This window comes from Dinghuibacter sp., from assembly GCF_035492835.1.
Classification (GTDB): Bacteria; Bacteroidota; Bacteroidia; order Chitinophagales; family Chitinophagaceae; genus Dinghuibacter.
This window is the reverse complement of the sequence record NZ_DATJIY010000008.1, coordinates 1-23736: the sequence shown is the minus strand read 5'-3', so window position 1 is coordinate 23736 and position 23736 is coordinate 1. Positions and strand designations below refer to the sequence as shown.

The 23736-nt window shown below is 60.3% G+C and carries 18 protein-coding genes; 8 read left to right on the top strand and 10 right to left on the bottom strand.

Annotated elements, in window-relative coordinates; genetic code table 11:
- From VL547_RS00575 to VL547_RS00555, 5 genes are all read right to left on the bottom strand, one after another.
- Positions 1-959 (bottom strand): FecR family protein (locus VL547_RS00575; RefSeq protein ID WP_325574045.1); only part of this gene is annotated, 959 nt, incomplete at its 3' end.
- 84 nt (positions 960-1043) lie between these two features.
- Positions 1044-1637: an RNA polymerase sigma-70 factor gene (locus VL547_RS00570; protein WP_325574043.1), complete on the bottom strand. Its 594-nt coding sequence runs from the start codon at positions 1635-1637 to the stop codon at positions 1044-1046.
- A 40-nt stretch (positions 1638-1677) separates the two neighbouring features.
- Positions 1678-3921 carry a family 20 glycosylhydrolase gene (locus tag VL547_RS00565; RefSeq protein WP_325574041.1) on the bottom strand — a complete coding sequence of 748 codons (2244 nt, stop codon included), beginning with the start codon at positions 3919-3921 and terminating at the stop codon, positions 1678-1680.
- Positions 3909-6599: a family 78 glycoside hydrolase catalytic domain gene (locus VL547_RS00560; protein WP_325574039.1), complete on the bottom strand. Its 2691-nt coding sequence runs from the start codon at positions 6597-6599 to the stop codon at positions 3909-3911. Before VL547_RS00560 ends, VL547_RS00565 begins: the two co-directional genes overlap by 13 nt.
- Positions 6600-6683: 84 nt before the next feature.
- Positions 6684-7967, bottom strand: coding sequence for a cytochrome c (locus tag VL547_RS00555; protein WP_325574037.1), 1284 nt, complete (start codon positions 7965-7967; stop codon positions 6684-6686).
- Positions 7968-8039: 72 nt separating this feature from the next.
- On the opposite strand from VL547_RS00555, the gene VL547_RS00550 reads away from it, so the two are divergent.
- Complete coding sequence (locus VL547_RS00550) at positions 8040-10655, top strand: outer membrane beta-barrel protein (RefSeq protein ID WP_325574035.1); 2616 nt, start codon at positions 8040-8042, stop codon at positions 10653-10655.
- An 84-nt stretch (positions 10656-10739) separates the two neighbouring features.
- Entirely contained in the window at positions 10740-11375 is a 636-nt protein-coding gene (locus VL547_RS00545; RefSeq protein ID WP_325574033.1) for a hypothetical protein, read from the top strand.
- Here the strand turns inward: VL547_RS00545 and VL547_RS00540 are convergent.
- Positions 11363-12190 carry an alpha/beta hydrolase family esterase gene (locus tag VL547_RS00540; RefSeq protein ID WP_325574031.1) on the bottom strand — a complete coding sequence of 276 codons (828 nt, stop codon included), beginning with the start codon at positions 12188-12190 and terminating at the stop codon, positions 11363-11365. The two genes, VL547_RS00545 and VL547_RS00540, sit on opposite strands and share 13 nt — an antisense overlap.
- A gap of 167 nt (positions 12191-12357) precedes the next feature.
- Between VL547_RS00540 and VL547_RS00535 the strand changes: the two genes are divergently transcribed.
- The 4 genes from VL547_RS00535 to VL547_RS00520 all read left to right on the top strand — a co-directional run bounded on the left by VL547_RS00535 (position 12358) and on the right by VL547_RS00520 (position 15155).
- Positions 12358-13389: a sensor histidine kinase gene (locus tag VL547_RS00535; protein WP_325574029.1), complete on the top strand. Its 1032-nt coding sequence runs from the start codon at positions 12358-12360 to the stop codon at positions 13387-13389.
- Positions 13364-14107, top strand: coding sequence for a LytTR family DNA-binding domain-containing protein (locus VL547_RS00530; RefSeq protein WP_325574027.1), 744 nt, complete (start codon positions 13364-13366; stop codon positions 14105-14107). The genes VL547_RS00535 and VL547_RS00530 overlap by 26 nt, the downstream gene beginning before the upstream one ends.
- 93 nt (positions 14108-14200) lie before the next feature.
- Positions 14201-14743: a hypothetical protein gene (locus tag VL547_RS00525; protein ID WP_325574025.1), complete on the top strand. Its 543-nt coding sequence runs from the start codon at positions 14201-14203 to the stop codon at positions 14741-14743.
- 13 nt (positions 14744-14756) lie between these two features.
- A complete protein-coding gene (locus VL547_RS00520) occupies positions 14757-15155 on the top strand; it encodes a hypothetical protein (RefSeq protein WP_325574023.1) in 399 nt (132 codons plus the stop codon).
- Here the strand turns inward: VL547_RS00520 and VL547_RS00515 are convergent.
- Positions 15140-17599, bottom strand: coding sequence for an alpha/beta hydrolase-fold protein (locus tag VL547_RS00515; protein ID WP_325574021.1), 2460 nt, complete (start codon positions 17597-17599; stop codon positions 15140-15142). The genes VL547_RS00520 and VL547_RS00515 overlap by 16 nt on opposite strands.
- A gap of 44 nt (positions 17600-17643) precedes the next feature.
- On the opposite strand from VL547_RS00515, the gene VL547_RS00510 reads away from it, so the two are divergent.
- Both VL547_RS00510 and VL547_RS00505 read left to right on the top strand, forming a co-directional pair.
- On the top strand, positions 17644-18393 hold the full coding sequence (locus VL547_RS00510; protein WP_325574019.1) for a sulfite exporter TauE/SafE family protein: 750 nt from the start codon (positions 17644-17646) through the stop codon (positions 18391-18393).
- Positions 18386-19024, top strand: a complete 639-nt coding sequence (locus tag VL547_RS00505; RefSeq protein ID WP_325574017.1) for a phytanoyl-CoA dioxygenase family protein — start codon at positions 18386-18388, stop codon at positions 19022-19024. The genes VL547_RS00510 and VL547_RS00505 overlap by 8 nt, the downstream gene beginning before the upstream one ends.
- A 30-nt stretch (positions 19025-19054) precedes the next feature.
- Here the strand turns inward: VL547_RS00505 and VL547_RS00500 are convergent, their stop codons facing one another.
- The 3 genes from VL547_RS00500 to VL547_RS00490 form a co-directional block, all read right to left on the bottom strand.
- Positions 19055-21439 carry a glycoside hydrolase family 2 TIM barrel-domain containing protein gene (locus tag VL547_RS00500; RefSeq protein ID WP_325574015.1) on the bottom strand — a complete coding sequence of 795 codons (2385 nt, stop codon included), beginning with the start codon at positions 21437-21439 and terminating at the stop codon, positions 19055-19057.
- Positions 21436-23220 (bottom strand): SUMF1/EgtB/PvdO family nonheme iron enzyme, encoded by a 1785-nt coding sequence (locus VL547_RS00495; protein WP_325574013.1) that lies wholly within the window; start codon positions 23218-23220, stop codon positions 21436-21438. Before VL547_RS00495 ends, VL547_RS00500 begins: the two co-directional genes overlap by 4 nt.
- A 6-nt stretch (positions 23221-23226) precedes the next feature.
- Positions 23227-23736: glycosyl hydrolase 53 family protein (locus tag VL547_RS00490; protein WP_325574011.1), on the bottom strand; the 510-nt coding region annotated here is incomplete at its 5' end.

Genomic DNA, 23736 nt, shown 5'->3' with positions numbered 1-23736 from the left:
CGGCTGATCTGGCGCATCACGGTCTGGATGTCGTCGTTGGAGAAGCTGAAGTAGCCGTTCCTCCAGGCGACCGAGGCGTCGACGGCGTCGTCGTCGTCCAGGCGGTCGATCCGGCCGTCTTGCGCGATACCGGCGATCTCGCCGGGGTGCATCAGGACGCTGGCGCCACCCCGTTCGACCCGGACCGAGCCACTCAGCAGCGTCGTGCGGATACCGGATTCATCGGGGTAGGCATCGATGTTGAAGGTCGTCCCGAGCACGGTCACGGCTTCGTCCCCGACCTTGACCTGGAAGGCCCTTTTGGCGTCCGGGGCGACCTCGAAATAGGCCTCTCCGTCCAGGTAGACTTCACGGGTCGTCCCCTGGAAGGCCGTGGGGAAACGCAGGGAAGAGGCCGCGTTCAGCCAGACGCGTGTACCGTCTTCCAACACAAAGGGAAACTGGCCACCCCTCGGGGCCGAAAGGGTGTTATACACCACGGCTGCCGCCTCCGCGGTGGGCGCCTGGTAGACCCATTCCCCGGCCTTGTTCTTGACAAGCCGGGTGCCTGTCTGGAGCGTAAGCTCGGTTTTGGTGTTGCTGTCCAGGTCGAACATCTTTCCGCCCGGGAGCGTCAGCAGGGCGTGGTTGCGACCGGGGGCGATGTCCTCCTGAGGTTTAGATATGGTCGCGGCTACCGGCGAAGCTTTCGCGGTGGTCTTGCGGCCGAGATACCAGGCGGCCCCGCCAATCAGCAAACCACATATCGCGGCGGCCATTGCCAGCGGGCGCCAATGTCCCCCGCGGGATTCGAACCGGTCGAGCAAGGCGCGCTCCTCCCGGCTCATGGCTTCCCGGAGGTAGCGTTTCAGCTTGCCTTCCTTGAGCAGCCGGAAAAACACCTCCAGCTCCTCGTCGGAGGATTTTCCTTCCATGTAGCGGCGGACGATCTCGCGATATACATCTTGCTTTTGGGCCATCGGTTAATTATATAGACAGTAAACTGGGTTGGCAGGGTAGCTGAGGGGAAAATAAATTGGCAAAGCCGCGGGAGGCGCGTTCGCCTAGAAATAGCAACAAATGAAGAGGGCGAGCGCGCCCAGGCTGATTCCCAGCTCCTTGTAGGCCGCCTCGCGGAGCACCCGGATGGTGCTCACCATATGGTTCTTGACGGCGTTGCGGGAAATGCCGATCTCGCGGGCGACCTCCTCGTAGGAAAGGCCCTGTTCACGGCACTTGCGGAAAATGTCCCTGGAGCGGGCGGGCACCTGCTGGAGGGCCTTGTCGATAAAATGCCGGTAGTCGTTGGACAAAACCTCGTCGTCGTCGCGTTGTTCCTGGAACTGGCGTACGACGGTGGCCATGGCGTTCTGCGAGCGGCTCACGGATTCGAGCACGTTGAGCGTATGATTGCGTGCGACCGTAAAAAGGAAAGCGGGGAAATAACGGACGCCCGTCAGCTTGGCGCGGGCTTCCCATATCTTTATAAATATATCCTGCACGACGTCTTCGGCTAATGCCGGAACCTTGACAAGTTTAAGCACATACCCGTAAGTCACCGGAAAATGGTGGGTGTAGAGCTCGTGGAAGGCGTGTTCGTCTCCCGATGCAACGGCCCGCAGCAGATCCTGCTCCTCATATCTTGATAACGTCGCCAAAAATCGCTAGTAGTGGTGTACAATGAAGTTACAATTTTTCTCAGTATGAAAACCATTCATTCGGCACAGGTTTAACCGGCCCGTCTTCCTTGCTGTAGGTAAGCCGGAGCGAACCGCCGCCGCCGCCGTCCATATAATCCAGCGCAAACGTATGCGCACCTTTTTGCAACGCTATCTGCCCGCTCTTCTCCCGGGCGGGATGCATCCCGTCATTGTCGACGACCAGCCGCCCGGCGATCCGCAGCTGGCTGCCGTCGTCCGACGTCAGGAAAAAACTGTAAATACCGGTCTCCGGGACATTGATAAATCCCCTGAACTGTAGCCCATAGGCGGGGAGCTCGATCCCGGCGGGGAGCCCGACGCCGGGGGTGGTCAAGGCCGAGTCCGGTGTGCCGCCGATGTCCCTGGTGTGGTTGAACTCACCCTTGTACCGGGTGCAACCAAGCCCTGGCCGGGCGCCACCGGTGACAGGTGTCGCATAGGCCTGGCGATCGAAACCCACCTCCTGTACGTCGCCGCGGCGGCCGTCCGGTGCAAATACGGCTACCTTGAGGGTCAGGCTGTGGTCTATGGTCAACGGATGCGTCAACCTCGGCGACGCCGGACCGGGGATTGTCCCGTCGGTCGTATACCGCACGGTCCAACGGCCGGGCATCGTCACCATGAAGTGCGCGGTGTCGATAAATACGCGGCGGTCCGCCATCTCCGGGAGGTCGGGCAACCGGTAGTGGACGTGCAGACGGTCGAGCCGGTCGTAGCTGGCATCGAGACGTTCCAGATAATCGGCGTAGCGGTCCTTATGCGCCCATCCCAGCTCCGCCAGCGCGCCCATCCGCGGCATGACCAGGTAGTCGGCCCGGTCGCCGGTAGGCACGCGTTCGGTCCACAAATTGGCCTGAACGCCCAGGATGTTCTTTTGCTGTTCTTCACTCATGCCGTACATCGTATCCAGCGGGTTGTAGCGATAAACCGATTCCAGCGTGTTCCGGTCGGGCCAGGCGTCGAAGTACAACGGGCCGTCCGGCGTCATCACGACCTTGTTGCCGTTGGCAGTGGCCTCGTAGGGGGACCGGCGGGCCCATGGGCGCCAGAACATCACCGCGGCCTCGGAATTGATGCCGCCTTCGACGATCTCGTCCCAGCCCATCAGCGTCTTGCCTTTGGAATGGAAATAGGCCTGCATATAGTCGTTGAAATAACTTTGGAGCGCGTCCAGCGACGCGATGTGGTGCTCTTCCATGAACCGCGCGACTAGGGGCGACTTTTTCCACTCGCTCTTTTCCACCTCGTCGCCCCCGATATGGATGTATTTCGACGGGAAAAGGTCCGCGAGCTCACCGAAAACATTTTTCGCGAATTCGAGGACGGTATCCTTGCAAGGGCAGATCGGCGTGGAGAAGCCGTGACGCCAGTCGGACGCCGGTTTTTCTTCACACATCAGCTCAGGGTATTGGAGGATGGCCGCCATCATATGACCAGGCATGTCGATCTCGGGGACAACCTCGACGTGGCGTTTTGCCGCGTAGTCGATGATGTCCTTTATCTGGGCCTGGGTGAAAAACCCACCGTATTCTGTGCGTCCGTTGACCACACGGACGTGCGCGGGGTCGATACGGAAGTCAGGGTTGCCGGTTTCCTTCTCCAGCTGCATACAGGCCGAGTCCTGGTCGTTGAACGTCCGCCAGGCGCTCTTTTGAGTGAGCCTGGGGTAATGTTTGATCTCTATCCGCCAGCCCTGGTCGTCGGTGAGGTGAAGGTGGAGGTGGTTAAGCTTGTACATCGCCATCATGTCGATGTAGTGCTTTACGTAAGTAACGGAGAAGAAGTGGCGGGATACGTCCAGCATCATACCGCGCCAGGGAAAGACCGGGGCGTCGGTGATATCCGTCGCAGGCGCGGCTATTGTCGGGCCGCTGCCGTTCTCGATCTTGGCGGGGAGCAGCTGGCGCAAGGTCTGGATGCCATAGAATATACCGGCGGACCCGGACGCCGTGATCGTTATCTGCTGCGGCGTTATGGTCAGGTGATACCCTTCGGGGTTGGTGATCGAGGCATCTTTTTGCAGGGAAATTCCCCGTCCCGTCGGGGCGGCGCCCAGATAGCGGCCTAAATAGCTTTTCAGGTAAGACGCCTCTGACACGAAGGCGGGGTCTGCAACTACTCCGGTCCGGCGAGTGATCGTGAATTGCCCGGTGGCGGGGTTGACGCTCGCGGGATAAGGGATCAACTGTGCGTGGGCGGTGGTCGCCAGGGCCAGCAAAACTATAACGGCTATTCTTTGCATACAAAATGATATTCGCCCGAGCCGACGCTCAGTACCATGTAATTGCCTTCCTTGCGAAGGATCTTTATCTCAGGGTGCAGATTCAGCGCGGTGCCGCTTTCGGCGATGGCCGTCGCGTCCGCTGCGGGCACGTAGATATCCGCGCTGGTATTGGCGGGGATCGTCACGTCCAGGTTTATGGCGTCGCCGCTGCGCTTCCAGTGCGAAGCTACGGTGCCGTAGTAGGTGTCCAGGTCGGCCTGGACGAAGTCGAGCTTGTCGGTAAGGTGCGGCATGATCCGGATCTTTTTATACCCGGGCGCGTCGTCGTAGGTGTCGATACCGGCGGAAACGCGATACATCCAGTCGCCTATGGCGCCGTAGGCGTAGTGGTTGAAGGAGTTCATGCCCGCGTCCTCGAAGGTACTGTCTGGCTTTTGACCGTCCCAGCGCTCCCAGATGGTCGTCGCGCCCATGTGCACGGGGAACAGCCAGGAGGGGTAGGTATCCTGGAAGAGGAGCGTATACGCCACGTCGCTGCGGCCGAAGCGGGAGAGCACGTGACAAAGATAGGGCGTTCCCAGGAAGCCGGTGGTGAGGTGATCCTTGTAGTCTTTGATATTGTCCACGAGCCGGCCGACGTCCGCCATGCGTACGTTCTCGGGGAGCATGTCGAACTGGAGGGCGAGCACGTAGGCCGTCTGTGTATTGCTGATGAGCCGCCCGTCAGGGGTGGCGTATTCGCGGAGGAAGGCGTCCTTGACATTTTTTAGCAGCGCCGTATATTTATTCACGTCGTCCTGGCGGCCGAGCACCTCGGCCGCATCGATCACCAGCTGGGTGGAATGGGCGAAAAAGCACTGGGCGATCAGGTATTGGTCCGTGTTGGCGCCCTCATAGGAAAGCCAGTCGCCGAAATGGCCGCCGGTGTTCCACAGGTAGTCCCTGGAGTGTTGCTCCATAAAACCGACCCAGGCCTTCATGCTCTCATACTGGTCTTCGAGGATGCGCCGGTCGCCGTACGCCAGGTACATATTCCAGGGCACGATGGTGGCCACGTCGGACCAACCGGCGGAGCCGCCGTCGTTCTTACCCAGGACGTTGGGGATGACGTGGGGCACGGCGCCGCTAGGGAATTGATCGGCGGCCACGTCGCGGAGCCACTTGGCAAAAAAGTTGTCCACCCCCCGGATGAAGGAGGCGGTCCGGCTAAAGACCTGCGCGTCCCCGGTCCACCCGAGACGCTCGTCGCGTTGCGGGCAATCGGTGGGCACGTCCAGGAAGTTTCCGCGCTGTCCCCATTCGATGTTGTGCTGGAGCTGGTTGATCAGCGCGTTGGAGCATGTGAAGCTGCCCGTCTTCGGCATATCGGAGTACAGGGCGGTGGCCTCGAGGTTCTCGGGCTTGAGGTCGCCGGGGAATCCTTCCACCCTCACATAACGGAATCCCTGCCACGTGAAGTGGGGCTCGAAGGTTTCGGTTTGTCCGCCCTTGAGCACATATATGTCTTCTTGTTTGGCGACGCGGAGGTTGGTCGTATAGAAATTCCCTTCTTTGTCGAGCACTTCGGCGTGGAAAAGCTTGATGGAATCGCCGGCCTTCCCATTAACGGTAAGGTGCGCCCAGCCTACCAGGTTCTGCCCAAAATCCACGACCAATTCCCCCTTGGGTGTGCGGAAGATACGCTGCGGATGGAACACCTCGTGTTTGCGCACGGGTTCGTTCCAGGTGGCTACGAGGTTGTCCCTGGGCGTACCGGGCAGCCGGACACCGGACCAGGCGTGGTCGTCGAAGCCGGCGGTCGTCCATGGGCCCGCGTCCTTACGGGCGTCGATAATCTCCCCATTGTAGATTTCGGAATAGGTGACCTCACCTGTGGCGGACTTCCAGGTATTGTCCGTCTGTATGGTTTCGGTGCTGCCGTCGTCGTAGGTGACGACCATCTGCAACAATAAGCCGCACGTCTTACCGTATACGTCCTTTTGGTTTTCCCATGCCAGGTGACTGCGGTACCAGCCGCTGCCGATCATAGCGCCCAGGGCGTTGTCGCCGTTACGGAGCAGGGACGTGACGTCATAGGCCTGGTATTGCAGACGCTTGTTATAGCTGGTCCACCCGGGCGCCAGGCAGGCGTCCCCGATGCGTTTTCCATTCAGGTAGGCTTCGTACATGCCGTGGCTGGTGATATAGGCGATGGCCGTTTTGACGGTCTTGTGCAGGTTGAAGGCCTTGCGGAAGAGGGGGCTGGGCCGCATGACGGGGTCTTCGTCATATCCAGGCTCTATCCAGGAAGCTGTCCAGTCCTCGGGGTGCAGCAGACCCATGCGCCAGGTCTGTAGCTCGCTCCATTTCGAAGCGTGCCCCTTGTTATCCCAGACGCGGACCTGCCAGTAATAGGCGACGCCGGATCGCAGCGCCGGGCCGCGGTAGGCGACCTGGACGGAGCTGTCGGAAGCGATTTTACCCGGGCTCCAGGTTACTTCGCGGAAAGACTTGTCGGTGGCGACCCTGAGCTCATAGGCAGTCTGCTTTACGTCTCGGGCCGTTTGGCCGGTCAGCTGCCACGTGAACCGCGGCGCGGCGGCGTCGATGCAAAGGGGGTTGGACAGGTTTTCACACAGCAGGTGTGCGGGACGTAACTGAGCAAAGACAAGCAATTGTGCCGAAGCAAAGAACACACAAAGAGACAAGCGGATCATTACGAAGGGGTTGAAATCAAATGTATCGATTCACGTATTGTCAACTGTCCTGCGCTTACCTGACGATTTAGCGCAAACGGTTGCCTAGTCTCCGGGCCTGGTCGGGGAGTAGATCAAGAGCAGCGTCAGCATCTCGTCGGTCGACGTCATCTCACCCGTGGATAGGACGAGACGCGGCGGATGGTGGGGATTCGACGGGTTGCTGTCGGTATTGTCGTACACGCCCTTGATGTGCACGACGGAGCCCGCGGGAAGTTTTATCAGGTGGTCCAGCTTATAGAGCTCCTGCCAGCGGAAGTCCCAATGGGGTATGTGGACGAGCCTGATGGTATCGCCCCGCGGGGTCTCGGCCCACGCCGTGAATTCCTTGCCGAGGTAGTGCATGTGCGGCCAGACGTACATCAGGGACTGGTCCTGCTGGGTGCGCACGCTCAAGGAAAAGGAGTCTATCTGACCGGCGTGGATGACCAGGGGCGGCATGATGTCGCTCTCCCCCACCCCGCCGGAGCCCAGGCTGATAACCTGTACGGGCCGCTGGATAGGTTTGGGCGTAAAGAAAAGGTTCACGCCCACGATGGAGCGCTCATCCGCGCCCAGACCGGTGTAGTGGACCGTCAGCAACACGACACCCCGTTTGGGGAGCGTCCAGCCAAAACCGGCGGGGTAGCTTTCATACGAGGCGCCGGGTATCCATCCGGTATAATACACGAAGTTCTTTTTGAACGGGTCATATTCCGCCTGCTTGGCCACGGGGTCCTCGCTGTTGACATACGGGCTGCCGCCTTTTATATCGACCGCGGGGTCGGGGACGGCGTAGAAGCCATAGTTGACGTGATGGACGATTTTTTTGTTGTTGCAAAAGAATTCGACGGCTTCCACGTTTCTGTCCGCGGGGATCTCATAGGGCAGCTTGAAGACGAGGAAGCGCTCGGCGTCGTCGCCGGGGACGAGGAAGGGCGAGTCGATTTTGAGGGTCAGGTCGGGTGCGCGGTTATAGGCTGTCGTTGGGGTTATCCGGGCGCCGTCCCCGGCGCCCTTAGGGGCGCCGGCGTCGATCCATGTAATGATCGCGTCCTTTTCCAGTGGCGTCAGGGAGCGGTTGTTGGCAAAGTCGCGGTAGTGCGGGTCGGCGAGCCACGGGGGCATGTAGCCGGTTTGTATGACCCGTTTTATGAAATTGGTCCGTTTGGCGACGTCCTCGTAGGTGATCAGGGAGAAGGGGGCGGCTTCGCCGGGGCGGTGGCAGGTGGCGCACTTTGAGAGGAATATGGGCTGGACGTTCGCGAACGTCTGGGCGCCTGCCGGAAGCGTTATAAATATTAAGGCGGCCAGCGCCGCGAGCCTTCCTGGTTTTTGTATCCATTTCATCCGATACTCAAAATAGCGCTATTAACGATACTTTAAGTGTTATATGGTTATCTTTCTTTCCGGCTACCTACGATGAAAAAGTTCTGCGTCCTTGCCTTATCGTTCACGTTGATCTTGTCGCAGCACGCGCTCGCGCAGGAGCTTTCCGTGTCCGGCGAGGTACTCGACACGGTTCAATACCAGGACATGGCTGGGGCGACGGTACGGTTGCTGCGGGATACATTTTTGGTAGCCAGCGCGGTGGCGGGGCCGGGCGGCGAGTTCCGTTTCCGGCATATCACCGCCGGTCACTACCGGTTGAGCGTTTCTTTCCAGGGATATGAACCCTGGACGCAGACCCTTACGGCTTCGCGTGTGCGCGTCTATATGCGACCGAAGTCCGATTCGCTGGGGGAAGTGGTGATCCGGGACAACCGGCCCGTCGTCGTGCATGGGGATACGACCTCTTATAAGGCCGACCAGTTCCACACGCGTCCCAACGGCATGCTGGAGGACCTGCTTAAAAAACTACCGGGGGTGGACAACTTCGGGGGCGCGCTGATGGCGCTGGGAGACACGGTGCAGCGGATACTGGTGAACGGGAACCGTTTTTTTGGCAACAACCTCTCGGCGGCGCTCGAGAACCTGCCGCGGGACGTCATCGACCGGATCGAGGTCTTTGACGACAAAAGCGACCAGGCCAAGTTTTCAGGGGTGGACGACGGTATCCGCATCCGGACCATCAACGTCATCACCCGTAGGGCGGTCAACCTGGGGGCCCTCGGCCAGGTCGCGGCCGGCGTCGGGACCGACGGGAACGAAACGCTGTATACCGGGTCCGTCAGCCTGAACCACTTCAAAGGCAAGAGCCTCACATCGGTCCTCGGCAGTACCAACAACACCAGCCCCATCCTGGGTGGAAGCAGCCGGACGGCCAGCGGGGGTCTCAATTTTTCGGATCAATGGGGTAAGAGCAACATGCTGGCGGCGAACTACCACGAAACCAACTCGGCGTCGCACACATCGGTGGGCAGCTTTACAGAGAACCTGCTCCCCGGCGACAGCTCGGTGTATAATACGCAGCAGCAGCAAAACCGCAGCAACAGCAACGGCCAAAGCGTCGACGTCAACCTGAATACGGACCTGGACAGCGCCGATCACGTGACGGTGTCCGCCAGCGGCGGGATCAATACGTCCTCGGGCAACACCCAAAGCAATACGTCTTCCACCCGGGGTCTGTCCGTACCCCTGAACCAATCCATCACCACCGGCGGTAACAACGACCGGAACAGCCAGGCTTCGGTCTCCGCCCTGTGGGGCCGCCGGTTCCACAAACCAAGGAGGAGCCTCTCGGTGTCGGCATCGGGTAATGTCTATGACGGCGCCTCGACGGGCACGAATCAATATACCAATACTTATGTCACCGCGGGGGGCGACAGCGTGGTGAGCGCGAACCAATATTTCACCGGTCCAGGAAACGGTTTGAGCGGGGGCGTCAGCGTCGTCTACGACGAGCCGTTGGGCAAGCACTCCGTCCTGAACTTCATCTGGGGCTACACCGCCGGCCGATCGCGTAACGGCCGGTCCACCTGGCAGCTGGACAGCCTGACGCACCGCTATGACCAGGTCGATTCGCTGTTGACAAACCTGTTCACCAACACCACCAGGACAAATGGGGGCGGCCTATCCTACCACTACGGGAACAACCGCGTGCAAGCCTCGCTCGGGGCGAACCTGAGCGGCATCAGGAACGACAATTTGGACCTGAGCAACGGTATCGATCTGAAACAGCGATACCTGGTCTTTTCGCCCCAGGCCAGTTTCTACTATATCCCCAAGCTCGGCGCCAACTTCCGGTTCTACTACAGCGGCAGGACAGTGCCCGTACCGTTAAATGCCTTGCAACCGCTGGTCAACAACAGCGACCCGCTCCACGTGACGGTCGGCAACCCCAACCTACGGCAGTCTTTCGACCACCAGGTCAACTTGTCGTACTCGTCCTTCAACCGGAAGGAATTCACCCACTTCTTTTCCACCCTGCATTTCTCCTATACCGACAACCCCGTCGGCAACCGGTCCGTGCTCAACCCACTGACGGGAGCGGACACGACGACGTATACCAACCTCAAAGCGAACTACGCCCTCCAGGCCAACGTCGATTATGGCTGGCGACTCAGGCGTCCCGCCTCCAACGCCGGGATCGGATTGACTTTTGGCGATACGCACACGACGGGATACCTGAACGGGATCCTGAACGCCTCCAACAATTACAATTTCGGGGGCAGCCTCCAATGGACCAGTAACTTCCCGGACCACATCGACGTCAACGCGGCGTACCTTCCGTCGTACAACATCGCCCGGTATTCCGCCGAACCGGGTCAGAATACCCACTACTTTTCGCAGACGATCCGGGTGGACGGGCTCTGGTTCCCGGCCAAGGGCAACTGGCAGTTCGGGACGACCGGCGTCTTTACCGGCTATAGCGGCAGACCGCCCGGGTTCAACACGCAGGTGCTGGTATGGGACGCCTCGGTTTCGCGGTTGTTCTTTAAACGCCAGCAAGGAGAGTTGAGACTGCAGGCACACGACCTGCTTAACCAGTCGGCGACGGTTTCGGAGTCGTTCACGCCGACGACGATACAGAACACCGAGGGGAGGATGCTGGGGCGGTATTACCTGCTTAGTTTTATTTATCACCTGAAGGGTTGAGCCGGCTTCAACGGCCGTTTTGCCCGTTTGATCCGGTTGCCTTGACCGGAAGGGAACGACGCCAGGTCTATTGTCCAAAACGGTATGAAAAAGTTGTTGATTCCCTCCCTGCTCCTTGTACTAGCCTCGTGTGTCAAAACGGAACCCTCCCCGGGACCCGGTGACAGTCCCTATGCCCTATGGCCGATCCAGCCGGGCAACCGCTGGATCTACCAGGACTCGACCTTCAACGGCCCCTCGGCCTTTTCCGGCACGTATCCCGATACGGTCACGATCACTTCGTCGAGCGTTGAAGCCGGTGGTTTGATGTACTATGGCGTTTCCGATCCCTACGGATGGTTTGGGGCCAACGGCTACGTCGCAGTAGATCCTTACAATACGACCATCCTGGAAATGGACGACGTCAATGACTACCCTTATGTATTTTTTGCGCTGGTGCCCAGCGATGGTTACCTGATCGGTACGGACCAGGACTTCAGTAACCCGACCTGTGTGGTGACCTATTCGCAATATGGTCAGGCGTGGCCGGTTACCGTTGGCGCCTATTCATGCTACGAGAACGTGGGCTATAGCGTCGACTGCTCGGGCGTCACCCGTGAGGTGATCGTGTATTATGTCAGCGAAGGCGTAGGGGTCGTGAGGATTGAAGACTACGTGACGGACGGGACGGGGGCGTTATACCTGGACTATTCGCAGACGCTACGGTCTTACAACCTATAGCTCCGGAAGAATTCCCAGATAGTGACACTGGCATCGAGGGCCGTGGACGGGTCATCCGCCGCGGCCCTCGGTTTTTTGCCGCCGGGCCAGGCGTGGCCGCCATCGGTGGTCAGGTAACATTGGATCATCGTTTTGTTTTGTCGCAGCCAGGTGGTCAGGGTGTATGACTGTCCCGTGGATGGGGACACCCGGTCGCAGGAGTCCAGCGCGGCCCAGATGCGCAACGTCGAGTCCACGGGGCGGAAATATTGACCGCCGAGGCCGGCGCCCCCGGTGTAGGGCACCTTCGTGTCCCTTACCGAGTGGATGTGCAGGATCGGCATTGCCCTTACGGGCCGGCAGGCCGCCTGCCGGGTCATGGTCCCGCTGACCGCCGCGATCGCCGCGATCCTGCCGGATAAGGCACAGGCCAGGCGGTAGGCCATCATCGCGCCATTGGACATGCCCGCAGCGTACACCCGGTGGCTGTCGATGTGGTATCTCGCAACGAGCGAATCGATCAGCGCGCTAATAAAGCCCACATCGTCGATACCCTGCTGCCCCGCCCATGCGCAGCAACCGCCGCTGTTCCAGGACCGAAGGCCGCCGGGGCTCCTGAGTCCTTCCGGATATACGACCGTAAAACCGCTGTCCTCCCCTATCCGGCTCATTCCATAGTCCCGCCGGCACTGCGCCGCATCGCCGCCCCAGCCGTGGAGCATTATGACCAGCGGTTTGCCGGCCGCGCCTGTTGACGGGGTATCGAGCAGGTAGGTCCTCGCTTTGCCACCGACGGTAATGCTGGCGGCCACCAGGTAGGGAAGAAGGGCAATCATGCAGGATTTTTTGCAAATATCCGTCCTCGTGCTTTGCGGCCGCTGGTTTGCCGGTAAAGCGGGCAAGGTCACGCATCAACCGGACAAATTGCCCGGTTCATCGTCTCTTTTAGCCGGTTCATTGAACAATCCCGCGGCGAGCCATGAAAAAACGGGAGCTTTGGCCAATGTTACATCGGTACAACGTTTGGGCGGGGCTCATTTTTTCCGGTTCCATCGCTGTCGTGGCGACCGTGCTGCCCAAGCTTGTCCGCTTCGATACCGATCAGATACTCACCGTCCTCAGCAGCTTTCTCTATATCTTCGGGGCCTTTTTTTTCTGCTGGATGACGCATCATTTCTTCATGCTGGTCCGGGTGCGGCCTTTTCCTCCCCGAATACGCGCCGTCGTGAGCATCCTTTGCAGCGTGCTGCTGATTTCCCTGGTCACGCGGGGTCTCGTGACGACGGGCGTCATGCCTCTGCAACGGTATTACCGGGTGACTGTGCCGCCGGAGCACGTGCTGGCCATCCGCCTCTTCCGGGGTCTGGTGATCAGTACGCTCACCTATTTCGCCGTGTACTATTTCCGGCTCCAGGTGATGCTGCGACAAACCGGCCACGAAAACGAGGTCCTGCAACGCGAGAACCTGGAGGCCCGGCTGGCTACCCTGATACAACAGATCAGCCCGCACTTCCTGTTCAATTCCCTGAATACGCTGTCCACGCTGTCTAACGAGGAGGTCGTCAAGGAGTACATCCTCCGCCTCAGCGAGGTCTACCGATACGTGCTCCACTACCAGGAGCAAAGCTCGGTCCGCATACGCGACGAGATCGACTTTATCCGGTCTTACATGTTCATCCTGGAGTCGCGCTTCGAGGAAGGCCTGAAGATGAACATCCGGGTGCGGCCCGAGAGCCTGAACCGGAAGGTCCTCCCGTTCTCGCTGCAGCTGCTCGTCGAGAATGCCGTCAAGCACAACGCCGTTTCCTACAAGAACCCATTGTCGATCGACGTCTTTGACCTGGACAGCAAACTGATCGTGGAGAACGACCTGAGGCCGCGCTTTGCGTCCCATGCCCGGTCCGGTACGGGTTTGCGCAACCTCGGGAAACGATACCAGCTGAGCTCGGGAGAAGACATCCGCGTCAGCTGGGACGCACACAAATTCAGGGTCGAAATCCCATTTTTATATGACGGTGCTGATCATCGAGGATGAAAGAAAAGCCGCGGTCGAGCTGCAGACGCTGGTGCTCCGGCTGCAACCCGAGTGGCGCGTTTGCGACATCATCCCTTCCGCGGCGGAGGCCATCGAATGGCTCGTTCGCCACCCCATGCCCGACCTTATCTTCAGCGACATCCAGCTGGCGGACGCGGACTGCTTCCGGATCTTCGAATCCGTCGACGTTACCTGCCCCGTCATATTTTGTACCGCTTATGATGAATACGCCATCAAGGCCTTCGAGACCGGGAGCATCGACTACCTGCTGAAGCCGCTCGACAAGAACAAGCTCGAAAAAGCGCTGGCGAAGCTCGACAGGATGCGGAGCATGTTCACCAGGCCGCCTTACGAGGAGCTCGGCCGGTTGATCGGACATCATGCGTTGCTCGTCCATCACCGGGATAAGATCACCCCCATCCGTTACACAGACGTTGTCTTTTTCCACTACGCACAGGGGGTTGTCCGCGTTTGTCTCCAGGACGGCGAGTCGCATTACGTGACGCAGCTGATGGACGACATAGAAAGTAAAGCGGGCAAGCGCCAGTTTTTCCGCGCCAACCGCCAGTTCCTGATTAACCGGGACGCCATTGCGGACATCGAGAAATTCTTCGCCCGGAAGCTCGTGATCAAAATGAGCCGGGAGACGCCCGAGCCGGTCATTATCAGCAAGGCCAGGGCTTCGGAGTTCCTCCTGTGGTTGCAAACGGGGGCCTAGGGCCGGTCTATCGGCCGAATTGCCCGCTTTGGGGCCATTTGTCCATATTGCCTTTTTTGCCGCTGCAACTTTGGGTGAATAAATGATGTCACCATGCGTGTAGGGTTCCTGTTGTTTTGTCTTTTTCCTTTTATTTTGCGCGCACAGCGTGTTTCCTTTTCAGTGGGCGCAGGTCTGCCCAATCTCGATACCAGGTACCTGCCGGCCTTCGATGGCATGAGCATGGGCGGCGTCACCAGGTCGGCCGTCGTCACCGGCTCGCTGATGTGCCGGGTCACCCGGCGGCTGGAAGCGGGGGTGACGACGACCTATGGGTCGGTGAGCGCTTCCTATAGCGAGCCAGGTTCCGTTGGTTTCTCTGGTTTCTCCGGAAAGCTGGAGGACTGGACGATCATGGCGACGCTCCAGCGGACCTTTCCCATGGGGCGCCGGGTTTCGGCTTATATAAAAACGGCGCTAGGGGCGCACCTATGGACGCAGTCTTATACCGAGCCCGGGGCGTCGGCGGATCTGCCCGTGCTGGCTAAACAGGTGTGCGGGGGTGTTCGCTTACGCTGCTTGAGAAGGGCGGGGCTTTTTGTAGAGGCGGGGTATGGGGAGTATGTGGTGTTGGGGGGGATATTTATTCATGTTTAAAATCTTATCGTTTATGAATTATATACAGATTTTGCTCGCAAGCCTGGCCCTGTTGTTTTTTTCCGCCAGGGCCATGGCCCAAACCGACAGTACGGGCGTAGATAGCCTGAGGACGCCGGAAGGGCGTGCGGCGGCTTTCACCGCAAAAATGAAAACGCAGCTGTCGCTTACGGATGAACAGTATCCCCAAGTGCAGGCTTTGAACCTGGAGTATGCGCAAAAGAACGAGGCGATCATGAAAGGCGATGGAGGACGTATGGCTAAATTTCAAGACCTCAAGTCGTCCCGGAAGAAGAAGGACAAAGCCATGAAAAAAATCCTCACCACCGATCAGTACGCACAGTATGAGCGGATGGAAGAGGATATGAAAAATAAGATGATGGCGCAGTACCGGTCTCAGAAAGGCGGGTAGAGCTTCCAGTCCTGATCGAAGAAACCGGCGTCTATCACCTTGCCCGAGCGGAGCATGTCGAGATCGAACAGCATGTAGTCCGGAAAGCCGCTGGCGCCGGCAAAATACTGGTTGGCGTTGGCGGCGTCCATGCCTTTCGGCCCGGTACCGGCGATGACAGCTACCGAGGCTTTTTCGTTGGAGCGCAGCGGCCAGACGAAATAGGCGGCCAGGCTGTCGCCGGTCCATGTTTTCGTGCCTTCGGTGACCTTGTTGCGTTCGATCCGGATAGGACAACCTTCCAGCAAGGCATTGTAGGCTTTGTTCGTGGTGGCGTTGCCGTACAGGATAACGCTTCTGCCGTCATTCCTGTAATCCTTGTCTGCCATGATATCCACCGCGCCGTTGCCGCGGTAGTACCAGGTTTCGGCGTCGTACCGTGCTTTATCGAGGCTCCATTGGTTTTCCTCCGGGGTGCCGGCGGTGCCGTAGACAAAGACCATGTGGTTTCGGAAGGGGTCCTTGAAGGTGCCGTAGCGGGTGGGGTTTTTCTGCCAGGGAGTGGGCTTTCCGGTTTGGCGCCAGGCGTTGCCGGTCTTTTCGAGGTATATCGTGTCGCCGGTGGGTGTGAGGTGCGTGCCGTCGAGGGTGAGATGGCTGATTTTGCAGGTGATGCGAAGGAGCTGCACATTTTCGGTCGTCCCAGTGACGGTGTCCTTGTTTCTTTTTAGGTTTATCCGACTGTAGTCCAGCGGCCGCTCCTGTTGTTGGATGGAGGCCCAGTAGTACGCGTCGGAAATCCCCGGGCTGGCGGTCATGAAGTCGATGTCGTTCACTTCGCTTTCCGGTTTACGGATGTGCCAGCGGAGAAAGTCGAACAGCGGGTTCCAGTCGACGCTTTGATTGCCGTACCAGTGGTCGGCGCCGGGGACCTCGTGGTAGCTGAAGTCGGTGTGGAAAGCGGCAAGGACCTCGCGCATCTGCCGGGCGTACTTGACCGGTACGGTACGGTCCTTTTCGCCGTGGAGGATATAGACGCCGAGCGGCTTGTAGTTGGTGGCCAGCTTGATGACGTCGCTTTGATTGCTGGCGCGTAACAATATCGCCTCTATGGGGCTCGTCGCGCTGTCGGGAATGACGCCGTCATGCGAGCCGTAGTCCTTGAGCGTGGGATAACCGGAGCAGGCGCCGATGGCGGCCCATTTGTCGGGGTAGGTGACGCCCAGGAACCAGGTGCCGTGGCCGCCCATCGAGTGACCGGTGAGATAGATCCGTTGCGGGTCGGGGTGGAAACGTTCTTCTGCCAGCCTTAGTACCTCCAGCGCGTCCAACCGGCCCCAATCCTCCCAGTTGAAGCCGCGCGGTCTCCGGTTGGTGGCGGCCACGAGCGTGCCCCAGTCCTTGGAGTGGTACGCCCTGGCCTGGCCGATGGCTTCGACACCGGCGCCGTGGACGGAGAGGAAGAGGGCGGGGCCGCCGCCGGTGAGCCAGGGGGTGAGCGTGGCGGCGTCGCCGGATATTTTCGTCACACCCACGGTTCCCGCGGGCGCGGCGGCGTTATCGGCGGTTACGGCCGTTTGCATTTCCCCGGTGGGTTGCTGCGGGGTTACGGCGTAATACTGGAGGCTGCCGTCGATGTCGCTGGTGAAGGTGACGCTATATTGCTTGCCGGGATCTACGACATCCAGGGGGATCGCTTTTTCGTCTATGATTTTCGCGTCTTTTTTGAGGGCCAGGGCTATTTCGGTTTGGCCTGCCGTAGCGCTGAACGTGAACGGAACCTTGCGCGTGCTCATGGGTGGAATCCCGGGGACGTCCGTAGTATAGTTGCCTGTTTGCAGGACGTAGCCCTGCAACGGTTGGGGGCTTGCATTGATGATGACTATGGCGGCTTTTAGCGAGTCGTTTTCCCTGGATCCTTTCCGGATCACCGGGACCGTGGGGTCTTCGGCGTTTATCAGTATGGGTTTTTGCGGGATGATGAGGCTGGCGGTGACCGGGCCGGCCGTGCGGATATAGAATTCGTTGTTTCCCTTTTTGAGCGATACCGGGATGTACAACCAGCCGGAAGCGTAGGGGTCACCGGCGTGCGGGACGCTGTTGACGAAGACGCCGGCGTCGCCGGTGACGTGGAGGAGCGCGTTGATGGGCTTGTCTGCCTGGTACGTGAGATACAGATAACCGCCGCCCCTCGTCCTGGTGCTGAACCGGCCGGCGCTGTCGACCTGGATGGCTTTCCAGCGGTCGCCTTCCACGGGCGTGGGCTGCGTATGCGTATACAGCGCCCACGCAAGCGAGTCTTTGTAGATGGCTTCGCGGCCATAGTTGGTGGACTGGCGGGTCAACAGGCCTTTTGTCCAGGGAATCGTTTGTTGCGCGCTCGCAGTCAGCGAGCCGGTGATCAGCGCGCCGGTGGTCAGCCCGCAGCACAGCAAGAGCGGCAGGAGGTTGTTTAGGGGTTTCATAGGGGGAATTTAGCGGTTTTCCTGCGAACGGCTATCTTTGAGTCTTGACTTCGTTGATACTTCTCTTTTTTGCCGGTCTCGTGGCCGGCGCGATGAATGCGGTCGCCGGGGGCGGCTCATTTGTCACTTTCCCTGCCCTTATTTATGCCGGCGTGCCGTCGGTGGCAGCCAACGCATCGAGCACCGTGGCGCTGCTGCCTGGCAGTATTGCCAGCGCGTGGAAGCTGCGGACGCTCATCAAGCCGTTCCCGTATGTCCACATGGGCGTGATGGTGGGTGTGACCTTACTCGGCGGCTGCACGGGCGCGCTGCTCCTGTTATATACTCCCGCCGCCGGGTTCGATGCGCTGGTTCCGTGGCTCCTGCTGACGGGCTCGCTGGCCTTTGCCTTTGGCAAACAGTTTGGCGATTGGTTGCGCCGGTTTGTGCGTATCGGACCGGTGCTGATGATCTCGGGTCAGTTCGTGCTGGGTATTTACGGCGGGTATTTCGGCGGCGCGGTGGGCATCATGATGATGGCGTTCTGGATGCTGTGCGGGTTGTCCGACATCCGGATGGTCAATGCCAATAAGACGCTTTTTGTGGGGATCGCCAATTCGATTGCGGTGGTGTTGTTCATCTGCTATGGGAAGGTGGTGTGGCTACCGACGTGTGTGATGATGGTGGCTACCGTGATCGGCGGGTATAGCGGGGCGGTGCTGACGCGGGTGGTGTCGGCGGGGACGCTGCGGGTGGGGATTGTGGTGTTGAATTTTGGGATTACTATTGCATTCTTTATAAAGACATATGCTTGAGGAATCCGGGTACCAAGTGATAGAAGGGGTGTATTCGGCCGCGGAAGTAGAGCGGGTGGTCGTAAGCAGTGGCGCCTTTGCCATACGGCGGTTCTTGTTGGAGTTTCCTGCCCAGCGGCCGCTGGTCTTTACTCCCCGTTTGCTCGACATCATTCGGACGCATATGGGAGAGGACTTTTTCCTCGTCAAATCCATCTATTTCGACAAACCACCCGGCGCCAATTGGTTCGTGGCGGCTCACCAGGACCTGACGATTGCGGTAGACCGGCGAATGGATCTGCCGGGATTTGGCCCGTGGACCGTGAAGGGCGATCAGTTTGCGGTGCAGCCACCGGTCGACCTTTTAGAGGCCATTTATACGGTGCGGATTCACCTCGATGATACGGATGAGCGCAATGGTGCGTTACGCGTGGTCGAAGGCTCGCATCGCAAGGGGGTTTACCGGCCCTTCTCGGAGGAAATGAAGGTTTGTCCTGTAAAAGCGGGAGGCATAATGTTGATGCGACCGCTGCTCATGCATGCCTCCTCCCGTACCGCAGACGAACGGCCCCGAAGGGTGATTCACCTTGAGTTTTGTAATCGGACCCTTCCGGGTGGGATTCGTTGGGCGGAGGAATTCCCCGTTTTTTGAAAAAAATTGTAAAGGGCTACGCTCGGGCGGCTAACGCGCGTCGATGGTGATCGTTGCGGCCGGGAGGCCGTCGGCCGTTACCGTGAGGTGGATGGGGCCGGGCGTCCTGCCGGAGCGGACCACCGCGTAAGCGTGTCCTTTGAAGGCGTGGCGCCGCGGGAGGCTGAAGGCGTCGTCGTCGCGCTGGTTGCCGTTGTCTACGCCGGCCAGCCGGCCAGCGCCGGTGACGGAGAACGTGAGCGGGTTGTCGGCGGTGGGGATGACATTGCCATCTTTGTCCACGATGTCGACGTGCACGGTGGCGGCGTCATCGGTGCTTATGACGGTGGTATCGGCGATAATCTTTAGCGCGGCGGGGGCGCCGGCGGTGTGGATTTCCGTGGTGATCGTCTCTCCGTTCCTGCGGCCGACGGCTTTGATCGTGCCGGGCTCGTAGGGGACATCCCAGGAGAGGTGGAGGTCCGCGGTGGTGATGGCGACGTAGGGGCGGGCGTATTTGTTCCAGGCGCCGGAATTACCCTGGCGGGGAAACTCGCGGTATTTTGTCCCGAGATATTTATCGTTGAGGTAGAGCTCGACGGTGTCGCAGTTGGTATAGGCGATCACGGGTATACTCTGTCCTTCGCGGCCGGCCCAGTTCCAGTGCGGGAGCAGGTGGAGGACGGGCTTGTCGGTCCACTGGCTTTGATAGAAATAATAGCCGTCCTTGGGGAGGTTGGTCATGTCGATGACACCGGAGGATGAGCCCTTGCCCGGCCAGCGGGCCTCGCCCAGGTAGTCGATACCGGTCCACATGAAGTCGCCGATGACGTAGTCGTGGACGGCGACGAATTTCCAAAGCTGTTCGGCGTTGATCATACCCGAGATGTAGTTCGGCTCGGGTTTTTGCGGGTCGTTGCCGAGGCTATATACATCCGGGGTGCGGACCGAGCCGCTTTCGGTACCGATCATTTTCCATTGCGGGTGGTCATAGTGATCCGGGGCATAGTACAGCTCGCGCCGCTCGTGCCAGCGGTCCACATAGTTGTAGCCTACGACGTCTTCGGCGTCCAGGAAGGCCATCCTGGTCGAGTGTACGTCGGCCGCGATGTCATCGTTGGCGGTGGTAACGGGGCGGGTGGGGTCCTCGTCGTGGAAGGTCTTCAGGAGGGCTTTCAGCAGTTCTACGCCTTTGTCGCTGGTTTGATCCGGGATTTCGTTGCCGGCGCTCCACAACACGATGGAGGGGTGGTTGCGGTCGCGGTGAATCTGGTCGGTGACGTCCCGTTGGGACCATTCGTCGAAATAGAGGTGGTAGTCGTTTTTTACCTTGCCGCTCTCCCAGGCGTCAAAGGCCTCGTCCATGACCAGGAAACCCATTTCGTCGCAGAGGTCCAGGAACTCGGGCGCCGGCGGGTTGTGCGACGTACGGATGGCGTTGCAGCCCATTTTTTTGAGTACGGCCAGGCGCTCGCGCCATATCCGTTCCGGGACCGCTGCACCGACGCAGCCCGCGTCGCCGTGAAGACAGACACCGTTCATTTTTATCCTTTTGCCGTCGAGGCTGAAGCCGCTGGTATCGCTGTAGGCGATGTCGCGGAAGCCAAAGGGCGTGTCGTATTTGTCGACGATTTTGCCGTGGCTTTTGATGAGTAGGGCCGCCTTATAGAGGTAGGGGTGGTCGGGGGACCAGCGCAGAGGGGCGTCGACGCTCAGGTGCTGTTTGGCGTTTTGCGCGGGGGCGGCGTCGGTGGCAACGACTTTGCCACCGGCGTCGACAATCTGCGCGACCAGCGAGTCGCCGGGCGCTGGGTTGTCCACTTGCGTCTGTATGGTCACGTCGTTGCCGTGGGTGGTGACATAGGTCCCCCACTGGGCAATGTGTTCTTTGGGACGGATGTCCAGCCAGACGTGGCGGTAGATGCCCGAGCCGGAGTACCAGCGGGAATTGGGCTGGAGGGAATTGTCGACGCGGACGGCGATGGTGTTGGCGCCTCGTTTTATATAGGGTGTCAGGTCGTAAGCGAACGTAATATAGCCGTAGGGGCGGTGACCCAGGTGGTGGCCGTTGATCCAGACGTCGCTGTTCATATAGACGCCGTCGAATTGGATGCTGACGAGGGCGCCCTTTCGTGGGAGGGTGAAGGATTTCCGGTACCAGCCGATGCCCGTGGGCAGGTAGCCTCCGCCGCCGCCGGTGGGCGCGTCCTTGTCGAAGGCGCCTTCGATGCTCCAGTCGTGGGGGAGGTCGAGGGGGCGCCAGGAGCGGTCGTCGTAGGCGGCAGAGACGGGGCCGATGGGGGCAGCGGCGGTGTCGCCCAGGTGGAATCGCCAGTCGTGGTCGAAGGAAAGGTGCTGGCGGGGTTGCGTTGTGGCGGGCTGCGCGGACGCGGCGCCGGGGATGGCCATCAGGGCGAGGAGGGCGAGTTTTTTCATATCGCGGGCGTTATGGCGCAAAGGGCTACGCGGAAGCCGCGGTAGGCGCTTTTTTCGGGTTGGGGGTTCGAGGCGCGGGTGGCGGAGCGTTCGTCGGAGAGACCGCTGCCCCAGCTGCCGCCGCGGTTGACGCGGCCCGCGCCGGTGGCTGGGCCGGCTGGATCGGTAAGGTTGCCCCCTGGATAGGGCCCATACCAGTCGCGGCACCATTCCCATAGGTTGCCGGGCATGTCGCCAAGTCCCCAGGCGTTGGCTTCTTTTTCTCCCACGGGGCTGGGGCCGCCGTGGGCGTGTCCGTACCAGGCGATGTTGTCCATGATACCGGCGTTCGCATTGCCGGCGAAGGTCGGCGTGGTGGTGCCGGCCCGGCAGGCGTATTCCCACTGGGCTTCGGAGGGCAATGTGTATGCATACCCTTCGGGCAGCGCGCCCGCCGCCCGGGCGCTGGCGGTAAGCCTGCGGCAGAAATCCATCGCGTCATCCCAGCTCACGAAGTACATGGGCGTGTTGTCGTCGTCGCCCAGCAGCAATTTGTCGGGATTGTCCGGGTCGAAATGCATGAATGCCCGCAAGGTGGCTTTGTGTCCGTTGCCGAAGTCGTATACGGTTTCGTCCTTGAGCATTTTGGCGACGTGATCCCGGAGGCTCTCGTTCATGACGGCCCTCCATTGCGCGATGGTGACTTCGGTCTGGCCGAGCCAATAACCCCGGCTAAGGGTGACCTGTGTCTGCGGGCCCTCGTCGGATTTGCGGCCGGGCTCGCTGTCGGGGCTGCCCAGGGTGAAGGTCCCGGGGGGGATCCAGGACAACGAAAGGGAGAGTCCGTCACCGAGGGGGACGGTGAGGGCGTGGCCGGGAGGGGGGGCCGGGGTGCCGGTCGCGGCGGCGTGGCCGGGTGAGGGGGCATCCAGCTGGCCGATCTCGCGGAGCCATTCGATGAAGCGATCGGGCCAGCCGGTGACGGCGCCGGTGTTGGTGGGCCGCATGCCGAATCCGTGGCCGACGGCCTCGTAGATATGGAGCTCGGCGGGGACGCCGGCGCGTTTGTATTGGAGGTAGACCTCGGCGGCGCCCTCGGATATGTCGGGACGGTCCTTGAAGCCGGCGACGATGAATACCGGGGGCGCGTTGGGGGCGACATGGAAGCGGTGGGAATTGCCGGGGTAGATCAGCGCCTGGAAATCGGGGCGGGCGCTCAGGCGGTCGATGGCATCGGCTGGGCTCGTTTGGACGCTGTCAAAACGCATCGCCGCGAGTGCCGCGAGCTCGCCACCCGCGGAAAAACCCATCACGCCCAGGCGGCCGGTGTCTATCCCCCACTCCTTCGCACGGCTGCGTACGAGGCGGATGGCGCGCTGGATGTCGGCGACTTCTTCCTTGTCCACGGTATAGGTCGAGCCTTGCTCCCGGGCGAGCCGGTACTTGAGGACGAAAGCGGCGATGCCTTTGCTTTGGAAATATTTCGCCGGGTTATAGCCTTCGTGGTCGATCCAGAGCTCGGAGTGACCGCCGCCGGGCGCGATGATGACGGCGGCGCCGGTGCCGTGTCCGGGCAGGAAGGCGGTGATGGAGGGGCGGTGAATGGAGGAGACCACGTGGTCGCCGGTTTCGGCGATGCGGACCTTTTCGGGGGCCGTCTTGCCCTCGGAGCCGGGGGCGCCGGCTGGCCAGAGGAGGATCTCCGGGGCGGTAGACAACCGGGCGGCCCCGGCGGACGGGACCTGCGCCGTTGCGGCGAACGGGGGCGCCAGGACAAGCAGGCAGAAGAGGACGTTTTTCATATTCGGTTATTGTAGGTACTGATGCGCGATCCCATCATACAAATTGAGAAAATTATTGGCCTTGCCGTCGGCGTCGAAAAACTTCTCCCAGGTGCTGAGGGGTTCCCAGATAAAGGCGCCCTTGGTTTGCGGGCCCGGGAGGTCGAAGGCGATTTTGTTCACCTCGGTTTTCAGGGCGGAGTATTCGGCTACGATGACGGGCTTGCCGAAGCGGCGCAGGAGGTCGCGCATGTTGGCGTCGAGGTCGTCGGTCGTGCCGTGCCATTTGGGGTAGTAAGAAAGACCGATGACGTCGACGGGGACGTTCCGGGCGAGGACCTGGTCGAGGAAAAAGACGGACTCGTCGTTTTGGCCGCCCAGCGCAATGTGGAGCATGATGGAGGTATGCGGCGCTACCGAACGCACGGCGGCGGCGCCGGCGGCCAGGAGCTGGGACATGCTGTCGAGGTGCATCACGCTGCCGACGGGCCATACGAGGCCGTGGTTGATCTCGTTTCCGACCTGGACCATGTCGGG

Coding starts and splice junctions, on each gene's coding strand:
- VL547_RS00565 (WP_325574041.1), bottom strand. CDS start 3,921: ATGCAAAGAATAGCCGTTATAGTTTTGCTGGCCCTGGCGACCACCGCC.
- VL547_RS00535 (WP_325574029.1), top strand. CDS start 12,358: ATGTTACATCGGTACAACGTTTGGGCGGGGCTCATTTTTTCCGGTTCC.
- VL547_RS00545 (WP_325574033.1), top strand. CDS start 10,740: ATGAAAAAGTTGTTGATTCCCTCCCTGCTCCTTGTACTAGCCTCGTGT.
- VL547_RS00560 (WP_325574039.1), bottom strand. CDS start 6,599: ATGATCCGCTTGTCTCTTTGTGTGTTCTTTGCTTCGGCACAATTGCTT.
- VL547_RS00525 (WP_325574025.1), top strand. CDS start 14,201: ATGCGTGTAGGGTTCCTGTTGTTTTGTCTTTTTCCTTTTATTTTGCGC.
- VL547_RS00555 (WP_325574037.1), bottom strand. CDS start 7,967: ATGAAATGGATACAAAAACCAGGAAGGCTCGCGGCGCTGGCCGCCTTA.
- VL547_RS00495 (WP_325574013.1), bottom strand. CDS start 23,220: ATGAAAAACGTCCTCTTCTGCCTGCTTGTCCTGGCGCCCCCGTTCGCC.
- VL547_RS00550 (WP_325574035.1), top strand. CDS start 8,040: ATGAAAAAGTTCTGCGTCCTTGCCTTATCGTTCACGTTGATCTTGTCG.
- VL547_RS00520 (WP_325574023.1), top strand. CDS start 14,757: ATGAATTATATACAGATTTTGCTCGCAAGCCTGGCCCTGTTGTTTTTT.
- VL547_RS00515 (WP_325574021.1), bottom strand. CDS start 17,599: ATGAAACCCCTAAACAACCTCCTGCCGCTCTTGCTGTGCTGCGGGCTG.
- VL547_RS00505 (WP_325574017.1), top strand. CDS start 18,386: ATGCTTGAGGAATCCGGGTACCAAGTGATAGAAGGGGTGTATTCGGCC.
- VL547_RS00540 (WP_325574031.1), bottom strand. CDS start 12,190: ATGATTGCCCTTCTTCCCTACCTGGTGGCCGCCAGCATTACCGTCGGT.
- VL547_RS00530 (WP_325574027.1), top strand. CDS start 13,364: ATGACGGTGCTGATCATCGAGGATGAAAGAAAAGCCGCGGTCGAGCTG.
- VL547_RS00500 (WP_325574015.1), bottom strand. CDS start 21,439: ATGAAAAAACTCGCCCTCCTCGCCCTGATGGCCATCCCCGGCGCCGCG.